Below are 12,796 nucleotides of genomic sequence, written 5' to 3'. Positions count from 1 at the left end.
CAACCCGGCGATCATCGGTGCCGAACCCCGGCCATCTGTGGCCAAGCTTGCCTTGTCAAAGCCATAACCCCGCGGTACGGCAACCCACGCCCAGGGCGCAAGCGCCGTCGGAGCCCCGTGTCGGCGACGACGGTTGCGCCCCGTCCGTCAACACGCTCTCTGGGGGCCCGATGCGGCGCCGTCTCGTCCAGTCCTTCGCGCGCCTCGCCCTGCTCGGCCTTGCGGGAACCGGCCTGTCCGGCTGCATCGGCGAGGAGCTGCGTCACGGCTATCAGGTCGACCAGGCGGCACTCGCCACGATCAAGCCCGGCATGAGCCCCGAGCAGGTCCTGCAGATCCTCGGCACGCCGTCGACGGTGTCCACCGTGGGCAACAAGTCCTGGTACTACATCTCGCAGAACACCCGCCGGACGATCATGTTCCTGGGTGAGCAGGTCGAGGACCAGAAGGTGACGGCGGTCTATTTCTCGCCCGCCTTCAAGGTCGAGCGGGTGGCGCTCTACGGCCTCCAGGACGGTCGGATCTTCGACTTCATCGAGCGCACGACGCCGACGAGCGGCGCCGACCGCGCCTTCCTCAGCCAGCTGTTCCGCGGCCTGACCCGCTACGAGCCGTTCGGCAGCGGCAGCGGCACCAGCGTCGTGCCGGGCGCCAATCGCGGCATGTGATCGGCCTCGCCCGCCACGAGGCGGGCGATCTCCGCCGGCTCCGAGAACAGGTGCTCGGGGCCGAGGGCCGCGAGAGCCCGGGAATCGGTATAGCCCCAGGCCACGGCGCCGAAGGGACAGCCCAGGGCGCGCGCCGCCTCGAGGTCGCGGATCTCGTCGCCGATGCAGAGAGCCCGGTCGGGCGCCACGCCGGTCCGTGCGAGCAGCCTCCGCAGCCGACGCGCCTTCCCGAAGACCGAGGCCCCGCAGGCATAGGTGCCGATGCGGTCGGCATTGTCCGGTCCGAGCACCCGCCGCACCGTGTCGGCGCGGTTCGACGACAGGATCGCCAGCGGCACGCCCGCCTCCGCGACCGCGGCCAGCATCGCCGGAACGCCGGGAAACAGGGCGATCTGGCCGGCGTCGCGCGCGGCCAGCCTGTGCATGTGGCGGGCGATGAGCGGCAGCTTCCAGCGCGGGATGCCGAGATGGGCCACGATCGCCCGGGCGCCCAGGAGCCGCAGACCCTCGACCTCATGGGCCTCGACCCGGCGGAAGCGGTAGCGGTCGGCGACCCCGTTCAGAACCGAACAGAACCACGGGAAGCTGTCGGCCAGGGTGCCGTCGAAATCGAGGACGACGAGACGCGGCCGTGGAGCGGCCGGCGGCCGGGTCATGTCAGGTCCGCAGGTTCTCGAGCGGGACACAGAGCCGCATCAGGAGACCGCCCGGCGCCCAGTCGTGCTCCAGCACGCCGTCGAGCTGGCCGGCGACGCTGCGCTCGGCCAGAACGGTGCCGAACCCCTTCCGGAGCGGCGCGCCGGCAACCTGGGGGCCGCCCTCCTCGCGCCATGTCAGCGTATAGCGGCCCGCCTCCCGGGCCCCGCTCAGCGAGACGCCGCCCTCCCGCGTCGAGAGCCCTCCGTACTTGACCGCGTTGGTCGCCTGCTCGTGCATGATCAGGGCGAGAGCGGTGGCGGTGCGCTCGCCGATCTCGGCATCGTCCCCGGTGATCACCACGCGCGCGCGTCCGTTCTCCTCGTAGGCGGCCATGATCAGGCGCATCAGCCCGAGCACCGTCTGACCGGCCACCGGCGGGGCGCTGTCGGGGGAATGGGGGCGAACATATTCGTGGGCCCGGGCCAGGGCGCCCAGTCGCTCGCGGAACGCCGCCACGAACGGCTTGGCCGCAGGATCGCTCCGGGCGGTCAGCGCGGCAAGGCCGCCGACCACCGCGAAGATGTTCTTGATCCGGTGGAACAGCTCGCGATCAGAAAGGTCCCGCGCTTCCTCGGCGCGGTACGCCTCGCGCAGGTCGCGGCGTGACGTTGGCGTATCCCACTCCCGTCCCCATCGGATCGCGCACCGGGAAGATGTTGTAGAGCACCGCCAACGGCTCGCCGGTGACGAAGTGCCGGAAGGCCAGCTCGCCCTCCCAGAATCCGTCCCGGCGCACCGCCGGCATGACGGTCTCGGCCAGGATCCGGCGGCTGTCGTCGGTGAAGAAGTCGGACACCGTGCACGCCCGGGCGGCGGCGAGCTCGGGCAGGCCGACCAGGGCCAGGGCGGCCTCGTTGAGATGGGTGATCTCGCCCTCGAGGGTGCAGAGCCCGATGAAGTCCTTGGAGGTCTCGACGATCACGGCGAGCTTGCGGGCTTCGGCCTCGGCACGCTTCAGGTCGTCGATATCGGTACAGGTCCCGAACCAGCGCTCGATCCGCCCCTCGGCGTCCCGGATCGGCATGGCGCGCCCAAGCGTCCAGCGGTAATCGCCGTTGTGGTGGCGCAGGCGGTACTCGATCTCGTAGGGCTCGCCCGTCCTGAGGCAGTGGCGCCACCGCGCCCAGGCCCGCTCTTGGTCCTCGGGGTGGAACACCCCGTTCCAGCCCTCGCCGTCGGTGGAGCCGTAGGGCACGCCGGTGAACTCGTACCAGCGGTCGTTGTAATAATCGTGGAACCCGTCCGGCCGGGTGGTCCAGACCATCTGGGGCATGGCGGAGGTCATCACGCGGAAGCGGCGCTCGCTCGCGGCGATCTCCGCCTCGCGGGCGGCGACCCGCGCCAGCGTCCGGCGATGCTCCAGCAGGCTCGAGATCTGACGTGCCAACGCCAGCAGGGTCGCGGTCTGCTCGGAATCGAGGCCGTCCGGCCGCGGGGCCCGGTCCAGGACGCACAGGGCACCGATCGGAATGCCATGATTGCCGCGGATCACCGCGCCCGCATAGAAGCGGAAGGCCGGCGCCCCGGTCACGAGGGGGTTCTCAGTGGTCCGCGGGTCGGTGGTCAGATCCGGGATGACGAGAAGATCGCCCGCCTCGATCGTATGGGCACAGACCGAGCAGTTGATCGGCAGTTCGCGCTTGCCGAGGCCCACCTCCGACTTGAACCACTGCCGCTCGGCATCCACCAGGCTGACGAGGGCGACCGGCGCGCGGCAGACATAGGCTGCGACCCGCACGAGATCGTCGTAGAGCGGCTCCGGCTCCGAATCGAGGATCGCGAGATCACGAAGTTCCGCGATCCGATCCGCGGCGCTCCAGCGTCCATCGGTCGGTCCGGCTTCCGCGAGCGCGTGAGGTGCAGGCACATCCATGGTCCTGCCCTCACATAGGCGCGCAGCGGCCCCCTGCCTAGGGACCGCCGCGCTTTCCTGCCGTGCCCGCCGGGGCCCGGCAGACGATGCTGGCCGGGGCGCGTCAGGCGGCGCGGGACTTCGTCAGGGTCGGGTAGTCGATGTAGCCCTCGGGCCCCTGGCTGTACCACGTCGCGGCGTCGTCCTTGTTGAGCGGCGCCTTCTGGGCGATCCGCTCGACGAGGTCCGGATTGGCGATGAAGGTCCGGCCGAACGCGATGGCGTCGGCCTCGCCGGCATCCAGAACCTTCTGGCCGCTGATGCCGTCGTAATCGGCGTTCAGGATCATGGGGTTGCGGAACACGCGCCGCATCGCCGGGGCGATCGGCGGGTGGTCGGCCTTGCCGAAGGTGCCGTTCGGCCCCGGCTCGCGCATCTCCAGGAAAGCGATCCCGACATCGGCGAGCGCCTGGGCGGCGGCCACGAACAGCGGCTCCGGATCGGAATCGTTGCAGCCCTGGATAGCGCCGTTGGGCGAGAGCCGCACGCCGGTGCGCTCCGGCCCGGCCACCTTCGCCACAGCCTCGGTCACCTCGCGCAGCAGCCGCACGCGGTTCTCGATGGAGCCGCCGTACTGGTCGGTGCGGTGGTTGGTGCCGTCACGGAGGAATTCGTCGATCAGGTAGCCGTTCGCGGCGTGGATCTGCACGCCGTCGAAGCCGGCCGCCAGGGCATTGGCGGTGGCCCGCTCGTAATCGGCGAGCAGGCGCGGCACTTCCGAGACCTCCAGCGGGCGCGCCTCGGCATAGGGCTTCTTGCCGGAATACGTGTGCGCCTGGTCGGGCGCCGTCGTGGCAGAGGCCGAGATCGGCTTCTCGCCGCCCAGGAAGTCCGGGTGGACCAGCCGCCCCATATGCCAGATCTGGCAGACGATCTTGCCGCCCTTGTCGTGCACGGCCTTCACGATCGGCCGCCACGCGTCGACCTGGGCGTCGGACCAGATCCCCGGCGCGTAGGGCCAGCCGAGACCCTCCTGGCTGATGCCGGTGGCCTCGGTGAGGATCAGGCCCGCGCCGGCGCGCTGGGCGTAATACTCGGCCATGATCGGGGTCGGCACGTGCTCGCGGGTGCCGCGGCCGCGCGTCAGGGGCGCCATGAAGATCCGGTTCTTCGCCTCGATGGCGCCGATACGGATCGGGTCGAGCAGGGACGGCATGAGGTACCTCGTTGTGGTGCGGCGCAGGCCGCGTCCGGTTTTATTCCCGCGCCGAGGTGGCGCTGCGCCGCCGCGATGCCAAGGTGCAGCGCAGCAGGGCTGACAGGCGCGTGCGGGGGCGCACACGGTGAATGGTGAACAGCCGGGCTCGCTCGGAACCCGGCCCTGTCGACTGATCCGCACCGTGCGGTCCGCGGTCACCGTTCGGGCCGGTCGACGAGAAGGCGCTCACCGATGCCGCCGTGGGTCGGCGCCGATGCGCCCGTGTCGTCGCCGCGCGTCTCCGGATATCCGGAGTCGACGCCGGCCATGCGGCTTCGGGTCGTCCGGTCCGGTCTGGGTGTCGGTCTCCATGCCGGGCCGCGCGGCCGATGCCGGAGAGGCAGGATCCGGCTCGGCCGACCGCCCCGACGTCCGGTCAGGCTGCGAGTTCGCGCATCGCCGCGGCGACCTCGTCGCGGCGGTAGGGCTTCTCGAAGAAGCGCCCGCGCTCTGGCAGATCCCCGGGTTCGGGCTGAATCTTCCCCGAGGTCATGATGATCTCGACCGGCGGCCAACGGTCCCGGATCGCATGGGCGAGGTCCAGACCCGCCATGCCGATGCCGAGGTCGATGTCGGAGAAGACGAGGACGATGTCGGGCCGCGCCTCCATAAGGCGCACCGCTTCCTCGGCGTCGAACGCTTCCAGGGCCTCGAACCCCGCCTCCTCGACGAGGTCGACAGCCATGAGGCGCATGACCGGCTCATCCTCGATGACGAGGATGGCATTCCGCCTCGCAGTCCCTGCAGCCACGGCTCGCTCCCTATCCATGCTGCAATTGGACGAGCAGCGCACGCAGCGTCGCTTCGAAGCCAGAGGAAGGGTAACGAAGGTCGACGCCGCCGGATCCGGCCAATCCCAAACGAATGAGGCGCGAGCCGAACCCGGCGCGCTTGGAGTGCGCGGGGGCCACAGGTGGCGGGCCGCCCCGCTCGACCCAGTCGAGCACGACCTCACGCTCCCCGATGCCGTCATCCAGGCGCCACGTCACGGCGACCCGCCCGTCGGGGACCGACAAGGCCCCGTATTTGGCGGCATTGGTCGCCAGTTCGTGCAGCAGGAGCGAGACCGAGAGCGTCGCGCGCGGCCCGAGATCGAAATCGGGGCCCGTGACCGTGATGCGGTCGCCATGACCCGCAGCGCCGAGGACCGCATGGACGACCTCGCGGACCGGGGCGCTCGTCCATGTCTTGTGGAGGAGCACGTTGTGGGCGGTCGACAGCGCGTGGATGCGCCGCTCGAAGGCCTCCACAGGAGCGCGGTCGGGGACACCGCGAAGGGTCTGCGTGGCGATCGACAGCACCATCGCGAGCATGTTCTTCAGGCGATGCGAGATCTCCTCGTTGAGGATGCGCTGCTGCTCCTCGGCCTCGAGCCGGGCAACGCCCGACTCCAGACGCTCGGCGACGTTGCGCACGAAGGCCAGGGTTTCCGGCGACCATCGGCGGGGCTTGTCGTCCTGCACGATGAACACCGCCACCGTGCGTCCCCGCTCGCGAACCGGCATGTTCACGAGCGCGCCGATGCCGACGTCGAGCATCAGCCGGGGATCCGAGGACGTTCTCGGATCGGTTCGCACGTCCTCGATGACCAGCGGCTCGCCGCGCCGAAGGTGCTCGCGGATGTCGCCGAAATCGGCGTAGCGGTGCCGCCCGGCGATGCTGGCGACGCCCGGTGCGGTCCAGCCCTCCTCGATGTCGACGAATTCGACGTCGCCGTCGATATGGCCATAGCCGGCCCGCGTGACGCCGAGGGTCGTGCCGACGATCTCGGCGGCGGCCTGGATCATCTCCGGGGCCTCCGTCAGGTCGCGGAACCGGTCGCCGAGGCTCAGCAGGGCCGTACGTCGCGCCTCGGCCTGGACCCGGTCGGTGACTTCGAGGAAGGTGACGGCGAAGCGGTCGGCGCCGATGGCGAAGGCGCGGCCCTCGTACCAGCGGTCGAGCGTCCCGACCCGCCGCAGGAACTCGCGCGGTTCCGCGCTCTCCACCACCTGTGCGAACTCATTGACCCAGGCGTCCTCGATACCGGGGAAGACCTCGCGGATGGTCCGGCCGGCAACCTGGTTCACGTCGATGCCGACGAGGTCGCCCCAGGCACGGTTGACCTCGACGTAGCGCCAGTCGGTCACCTGTCCGGCCTCGCGGATGACTTCGCCGACGATGAAGCCCTCGCACAGCCGCTCGAACAGGCTGCGCCAGTAGGCCCGGCTCTCGGCGAGGGCGTCCTCGCCGTCGAGGCGCTCGTGGACCGCCGCCATCAGGCGGGCGAGCGTCTCGAAGAACGCCACGGTCTCGCGGTCGAAGGCGGCCACCCGCGTCGAGGCGAAGGCGATGACCGCGCAGAGTTCGCCCCGGCTGACGATGGGGAACCCGGCATAGGCGTCGAGGCCGTTGCCGCGGGCCACCTCCCATCGCGGATCGAGACTGGCCTGCAACCCGCTGAGGATCAGGGGCTGGCGGGTCTCCGCGACGATGCCGCAGAGCGGAGTCCCGAACGGCAGGCGCTTCAGGCGCTCGCGCCCGTCCGGAGAGATGTTGACCGCGTGGGTCAGGCGCAGGTGCTGCCGGTCCGGCGTTACGTCGTAGAGGCAGGCCCGGTCGAACCCGAGGGCGTCGGCCCCGTCCCTCAGAATGGGTTCGAGGACCGCGGAGGGGTCGTCGGCGGTGAGCAGGGCCGTGGAGGCGGTGGCGATGACGTCGAGCCGGTGCGCCCGCCGCAGCTCGGCGGCCTGGAACGCAAGGACCTGATCGCGTTCGTCCACGGCCCGGCGCATCTGCAGCTGGGTGACGACCTGGGCCGCCAGGATGCGCAGGTCCTCCTGCTGCTCCGGGGTCAGTCCCTGGGGCCGGGGCACCGTGTCGATGACGCAGAGCGAGCCGAGCACCTGCCCGTCGGGCGCGCGCAGGGGCGCCCCGGCGTAGAACCGGATGAACGGCTCCCCAGTGACGAGGGGGTTGTCGGCCGTGCGCGGGTCGGCCGCGAGGTCGGGCACGATCAGCAGGTCCGGCTCGGCCAGCGCGTACTTGCAGACCGAGCGCTCGAGGTCGGTCTCGCACGAAGGAAAACCGATCCGTGCCTTGAACCACTGGCGGTCGGCGGCCACGAAGCTGACGAGGGCGACCGGGGTCAGGCACAGCCGGGTCGCCAGCCGCACGATGCCGTCGAAGGCGGCCTCGGGCGGGGTGTCGAGGATGCCGTAGGCCTTGAGCGCGGCGAGACGCAGGTCGGCGGCGATGAGATGCTCGACGCCTTCCATGTCGATCACGGTCATGCGGAAATGGCCCCGTGCGTCGCCAGGGGATCGGGCGCGCCTTCGGGGTCGAGCGCGACGAGGGTTCCGGCCGGCGTGAAGGTCGCGCCGAGGACGAGGGCGAAGTGCTCCTGCACCCGGCGATGGCATTCGCAGGACGCCGCCTGCAGAGCCGGCCGGTCGCGGACCGTGATCCTGGCCCGGCCCATCTCGATAAGCCCCTGGGCCTGGAGCCGGTTGAGGATGCCGCTGAGATAGGTCCGGCGCACCCCGAGCATCTCCGCCAGCATGTCCTGGGTGACCGGCAGGACGTCGGTGGCGAGCCGGTCGTGCAGGGCGAGCACCCAGCGCGCGCACCGCTGTTCGATGGGATGGGCGGCATTGCAGGCGACGGACTGGACCACCTGCGCGAGGAGGCAGTCGGCGTAGCGCACGAGGGCGTTGCGGATCGGCAGCGAGGTGCGCTTGGCCGCCTGCATCCGCGCCGCGTCCAGCCGCACCGCCGCCCCGCCCATCTGAACGACGGCGCGGTTGAAGGCCGGGAGGTAGCCCTGGCTCACGACGCCGCCGAGCGCCCCCTCACGACCGACGGTCGCGGTCTCGATGGTGCGGCCCTCCTCCAGCGGCACGATCAGGGAGACCACCGTCCCGTCGAGCGGGAAGATCATCGCGGTGACCTCGTCCCCCGGCTCGAACAGGACGTCGCCGCGCACCAGTGTGACCACCTCCGCATGGGGGAGAAGCCTCGACCGTTCGACGGGTGGCAGCGAGCGGAGCAGGAGGTTCCGCTCCAGCGGGGACGGTGAGTTCGGCGGCATCGGTCGCGGCAGGCTGGCGCTACGAGCCGGCATAGCCCAGCTTGGCCGCCGCGTCCGTTCAAGAGTGAACACTTCCCGCTAAAATGATGGCCGGCGGTCGCGAGGTCTCGACATGACGGATTGGCGCGGTCGTTCACGGTCGGCGCAGCGTCCTGCAGGTGGCTGCGCCGACCGCGACGGTCCGAGAGTCGAACCCCGGCACCGCCCGATCGGGTGCGCCGTGCCCCTCGCCCGGTCGGATCGGCGATGACACATCCGCAGGATCCGCCCGGCTCCGTGCGGGCCGGAAGCGGATTGGCTGCAGACGGCCGCCCGGATCCGGTGCGGCCGGTAATCCCTCAGATGGCCCGCAAGCGGAACCGAGAGGTCGGAAAGCCGACCTTCGGTTCGGCCATCCATCGATCAGCTGTGTGCCAGCACCGCGAGCAGCAGCAGGGCGATGATGTTGGTGATCTTGATCGCCGGGTTCACCGCCGGACCGGCGGTGTCCTTGTAGGGGTCGCCCACCGTGTCGCCGGTCACCGCCGCCTTGTGGGCCTCCGAGCCCTTGCCGCCGTGGTGGCCGTCCTCGATGTATTTCTTGGCGTTGTCCCAGGCGCCGCCGCCCGACGTCATCGAGATCGCCACGTAGAGTCCGGTGAGGATCACGCCGAGCAGGCTCGCCCCCACCGTGGCGAAGGCCTGGTTCTTGCCGGCGATCAGCTGGATCACGAAGAACAGCACAACCGGCGACAGCACCGGCAGGAGCGAGGGGACGATCATCTCCTTGATCGCCGCGCGGGTCAGCATGTCCACCGCCCGTCCGTAATCCGGCCGGTCGGTGCCCTGCATGATCCCGGGCTTCTCCCGGAACTGGCGCCGGACCTCCTCCACCACCGCGCCCGCCGCGCGCCCGACCGCCGTCATGGCGATGCCGGCGAACAGGAACGGGATCAGGCCACCGAGCAGCAGGCCGACCACGACGTAGGGGTTGGACAGGGAGAAATCGACGCTGACGCCCTGGAAGAAGCGGTACTGCGTCGGGCTCGCATTGGCGATGAAGTAGTTCAGGTCCGACGTGTAGGCGGCGAACAGAACCAGCGCGCCGAGGCCCGCCGAGCCGATGGCGTAGCCCTTGGTCACCGCCTTGGTGGTGTTGCCGACCGCGTCGAGGGCGTCCGTGGACTTGCGCACCTCCGCGGGCAGGCCCGCCATCTCGGCGATGCCGCCGGCATTGTCGGTGACCGGCCCGAAGGCGTCGAGCGCCACGATGAAGCCCGCCAGCGCCAGCATGGCGGTGACCGCGATGGCGATGCCGAACAGGCCGGCGAGCGCGTAGGTGCTGATGATGCCGGCCACGATCACGATGGCCGGCAGCGCGGTCGATTCCAGCGAGATCGCCAGCCCCTGGATCACGTTGGTGCCGTGGCCGGTCACCGACGCGTCGGCGATCGACTTCACCGGGCGGAAGTTGGTGCCCGTGTAGTACTCGGTGATCACCACGATCAGCGCCGTGATGGCGAGCCCGATCACCGCGCATCCGAACAGGCCGCCCGACGTGAAGGTGACGCCCGTGGAGGTGGTGAAGGTCGTCGAGAAGCCCCCGAGCAGGGTCATGTTGACCGCCGCGATCGCCCCGATCGACAGAACGCCCGCGGCGATCAGGCCCTTGTAGAGGGCGCCCATGATCGACTGGTTGGCCCCGAGCCGCACCGCGTAGGTGCCGGCGATGGAGGTGAGGATGCAGGCCGAGCCGATGGCCAGCGGGTACAGCATCATCGGCTCGAGGACGTCGCGGCCGCTTCCCGTGGGACCGGAGAAGAAGATCGCGGCCAGCACCATCGTGGCGACGACCGTCACCGCGTAGGTCTCGAACAGGTCGGCCGCCATGCCGGCGCAGTCGCCGACATTGTCGCCGACATTGTCGGCGATGGTGGCGGGGTTGCGCGGATCGTCCTCCGGGATGCCGGCCTCGACCTTGCCGACGAGGTCGCCGCCGACATCGGCGCCCTTGGTGAAGATGCCGCCGCCCAGCCGGGCGAAGATCGAGATCAGCGAGGCGCCGAAGCCCAGGGCGACGAGCGCGTCGATCACCTCGCGGCTCGACGGGTCGAGATGGGCGCCGCGGGTGAGGAACAGGTAGTAGAGGGCGACGCCAAGGAGCGCGAGGCCCGCCACCAGCATGCCGGTCACCGCCCCCGACTTGAAGGCGACGTCGAGGCCGCCGCCCAGCGAGGTGGAGGCGGCCTGGGCCGTGCGGACATTGGCCCGGACCGAGACGTTCATGCCGATGAAGCCCGCCGCCCCCGACAGCACGGCGCCGATCAGGAAGCCGACCGCGACCTTGATCCCGAGGAAGACGGCGAGGAGGACGAACAGGACGACGCCGACGAGGCCGATCGTCGTGTATTGCCGCCGGAGATAGGCCTGCGCGCCCTCGGCGATGGCGGCGGCGATCTCCTGCATGCGCTGCGTGCCGGCATCGCGCCGCATCACGTCGAGGATCGTGACGATGCCGTAGGCGACGGCGCAGAGCCCGCCCACGATGATCAGAAGCAAGGGAATCATTCGACCGTCCTTGTCATTATCGTGCCTGGCGTGGGCTTGTGATTGTCGAGCTTGACCGCCGGACGACGGCCATGGGACGCGGTGCTCGGATTCGGGGCTTTCCTTCCCAGAACAATACCTTGATTGCCAAACTTCGCCGGTGAGCGCAAACGCCGCGCGGGAGAATACGCTCAGGCCTCGGATCTCATGCGCCCGCGCGCGCGGTCCTCGCAGGCCCACGATCTCGCATTATTTTGCATTGCCCGGCGGCATGGGGGGCGATGGCAACCGGGCGTCGCCGCAGCCGCGGGCTGAGCCGGCGGTCGATTAACGTTCTTTTAACCCTCCGGTATTCTATTTTTAGTTGTACTCTGACGGGGCTCGCGATGAGCAGTGACCACGCCGCCAAGCTGGCGGCCACGCTTGAGGTGTTGCGCGGTGCAGTCGGCTTCCTGATCGCCGAACGGGTCGCGGCGCAACCGGTGGCGATCCAGGATGACCTGATCTCCGCGCTGCAGGACGCCCTCTCCCAGACGCCCGGCATGGGCCGGGATCCGGTGAGCCCTTGGATTCCGGTCGTCGCGGCGGACATGATCGACGAGGTCCGTCGTCAGATCGGGCATCCGGCCGGAGCCGCGGCCAGCCGCGGCGCCGCACGATCCGGGCCGGCTCAGATCTCAGAAGTGGCTGAAGGACCCAGCCGCGAATACGCGCTCGGCGCCATCGCGCATTTCGAAGCGCGGCGGGCCGTCGCCTGATGTGATGGTGCCGATGGCCGAGACGATGAGACCGGCGGCGGCCGCCTCGGCCTGGAAGGCCGCGACATTCTCCGGAGCAACGGTACAGAGGATCTCGTAATCGTCGCCACCGGTCAGGACCGCGTCGATCAGCGCGGGCTCGGCCGCGCAGGCGCGCCGGGCGGCATCTGAGAGCGGCAGGGCGGCGGCCGCGACCCGGGCGCCGCGACCCGTGCCCAGCATCTTGGCGAGATCGCCCGCGAGGCCGTCGGACACGTCCATGGCCGCCGAGGCGTAGCGGCGGACCGCCGGCGCCGCGGCGAGCCGCGGGCGCGGATGCAGGTAGCGGTCGGCGAGTTCGGCCTGGAGCGCCGGGTCCAGCCCGGCGACCCAGGGCGCCGTGGGCTCTAGGCGGAGCCGCAGGCCGAGGGCGGCGTCGCCGATCGTGCCGGTGACGCAGATCCGGTCGCCGACCCGCGCGGTGGTGCGGCGGACGATGGCGCCGGTCGGCACCTCGCCGAACAGGCTCACCGAGATCAGCGCCGGGCCACCGGAGCGTACCGTGTCGCCGCCGAGGAGCGGACAGCCGGCCTCCGCCGCCGCCGCGCCGAGCCCCGCCGCGAAGCCGTCGAGCCAAGCCTCCGTCCAGTCATCGGGGAGCGCCAGGGTGAGCAGGAAGCCGCGCGGGACCGCGCCCTTGGCGGCGATGTCGGAGAGGTTCACGCCGAGGGCCTTCCGGGCGATCGAAGCCGGCGGATCCTCCGCGAAGTAGTGGATCCCCGCCACCACGGCATCGGTGGTGAGGACGAGGTCGTGGCCCGGCGTGNGCGTCAGCGTGGCGGCGTCGTCCCGCAGCCCGTGGGCGCCCGGCCCCGCGAGGGGGGCGAAGTAGCGGGCGATCAGCCCCTCCTCGGAAGCACGGGCCGACCCGGGCAAGGCTCAGGCCCTCCCGGCGGGCGGCTTTCCGGCGGATGGCTTTCCGGAGGA

9 protein-coding genes and 1 pseudogene are annotated in these 12,796 nt (G+C 70.6%); 2 read left to right on the top strand and 8 right to left on the bottom strand.

Annotation, left to right across the window (positions count from 1 at the left end; genetic code table 11):
• The first annotated feature begins 170 nt into the window (after window positions 1-170).
• Entirely contained in the window at window positions 171-668 is a 498-nt protein-coding gene (locus tag I53_RS07185; RefSeq protein WP_043348419.1) for an outer membrane protein assembly factor BamE, read from the top strand.
• Here the strand turns inward: I53_RS07185 and I53_RS07180 are convergent.
• The 7 genes and pseudogenes from I53_RS07180 to I53_RS07145 all read right to left on the bottom strand — a co-directional run bounded on the left by I53_RS07180 (window position 605) and on the right by I53_RS07145 (window position 11,093).
• Window positions 605-1,324: an HAD hydrolase-like protein gene (locus tag I53_RS07180; RefSeq protein ID WP_043348417.1), complete on the bottom strand. Its 720-nt coding sequence runs from the start codon at window positions 1,322-1,324 to the stop codon at window positions 605-607. The two genes, I53_RS07185 and I53_RS07180, sit on opposite strands and share 64 nt — an antisense overlap.
• A gap of 1 nt (window position 1,325) precedes the next feature.
• A pseudogene (locus I53_RS30360) lies at window positions 1,326-3,240 on the bottom strand (PAS domain S-box protein).
• A gap of 103 nt (window positions 3,241-3,343) precedes the next feature.
• Window positions 3,344-4,435, bottom strand: coding sequence for an alkene reductase (locus I53_RS07165; RefSeq protein WP_043348413.1), 1,092 nt, complete (start codon window positions 4,433-4,435; stop codon window positions 3,344-3,346).
• Window positions 4,436-4,853: 418 nt separating this feature from the next.
• Window positions 4,854-5,228: a response regulator gene (locus I53_RS07160; protein WP_043348410.1), complete on the bottom strand. Its 375-nt coding sequence runs from the start codon at window positions 5,226-5,228 to the stop codon at window positions 4,854-4,856.
• 10 nt (window positions 5,229-5,238) lie between these two features.
• Complete coding sequence (locus I53_RS30355; protein ID WP_051044712.1) at window positions 5,239-7,749, bottom strand: GAF domain-containing protein; 2,511 nt, start codon at window positions 7,747-7,749, stop codon at window positions 5,239-5,241.
• On the bottom strand, window positions 7,746-8,546 hold the full coding sequence (locus tag I53_RS07150; protein WP_043348409.1) for a Crp/Fnr family transcriptional regulator: 801 nt from the start codon (window positions 8,544-8,546) through the stop codon (window positions 7,746-7,748). Before I53_RS07150 ends, I53_RS30355 begins: the two co-directional genes overlap by 4 nt.
• A gap of 402 nt (window positions 8,547-8,948) precedes the next feature.
• Window positions 8,949-11,093, bottom strand: a complete 2,145-nt coding sequence (locus I53_RS07145) for a sodium-translocating pyrophosphatase (RefSeq protein WP_043348406.1) — start codon at window positions 11,091-11,093, stop codon at window positions 8,949-8,951.
• A gap of 260 nt (window positions 11,094-11,353) precedes the next feature.
• On the opposite strand from I53_RS07145, the gene I53_RS07140 reads away from it, so the two are divergent.
• Window positions 11,354-11,830: a hypothetical protein gene (locus I53_RS07140; protein ID WP_251982248.1), complete on the top strand. Its 477-nt coding sequence runs from the start codon at window positions 11,354-11,356 to the stop codon at window positions 11,828-11,830.
• Here the strand turns inward: I53_RS07140 and thiL are convergent.
• The gene (gene thiL / locus I53_RS07135; protein ID WP_043348402.1) at window positions 11,750-12,745 is read right to left on the bottom strand and encodes a thiamine-phosphate kinase; all 996 of its coding nucleotides are present in this window, start codon (window positions 12,743-12,745) and stop codon (window positions 11,750-11,752) included. The genes I53_RS07140 and thiL overlap by 81 nt on opposite strands.
• Window positions 12,746-12,796: the final 51 nt, after the last annotated feature.

The organism is Methylobacterium sp. B1, from assembly GCF_000333255.1.
Lineage (GTDB): Bacteria > Pseudomonadota > Alphaproteobacteria > Rhizobiales > Beijerinckiaceae > Methylobacterium > Methylobacterium fujisawaense.
The sequence above is the reverse complement of the archived record's forward strand: the minus strand, read 5'-3'. Positions and strand labels throughout refer to the sequence as shown.

Excerpts from the sequence above, each read along its gene's own strand:
- I53_RS07185 (WP_043348419.1), top strand. The coding sequence starts at position 171 with ATGCGGCGCCGTCTCGTCCAGTCCTTCGCGCGCCTCGCCCTGCTCGGC.
- I53_RS07180 (WP_043348417.1), bottom strand. The coding sequence starts at position 1,324 with ATGACCCGGCCGCCGGCCGCTCCACGGCCGCGTCTCGTCGTCCTCGAT.
- I53_RS07165 (WP_043348413.1), bottom strand. The coding sequence starts at position 4,435 with ATGCCGTCCCTGCTCGACCCGATCCGTATCGGCGCCATCGAGGCGAAG.
- I53_RS30355 (WP_051044712.1), bottom strand. The coding sequence starts at position 7,749 with ATGACCGTGATCGACATGGAAGGCGTCGAGCATCTCATCGCCGCCGAC.
- I53_RS07150 (WP_043348409.1), bottom strand. The coding sequence starts at position 8,546 with ATGCCGCCGAACTCACCGTCCCCGCTGGAGCGGAACCTCCTGCTCCGC.
- I53_RS07145 (WP_043348406.1), bottom strand. The coding sequence starts at position 11,093 with ATGATTCCCTTGCTTCTGATCATCGTGGGCGGGCTCTGCGCCGTCGCC.
- I53_RS07140 (WP_251982248.1), top strand. The coding sequence starts at position 11,354 with ATGGCAACCGGGCGTCGCCGCAGCCGCGGGCTGAGCCGGCGGTCGATT.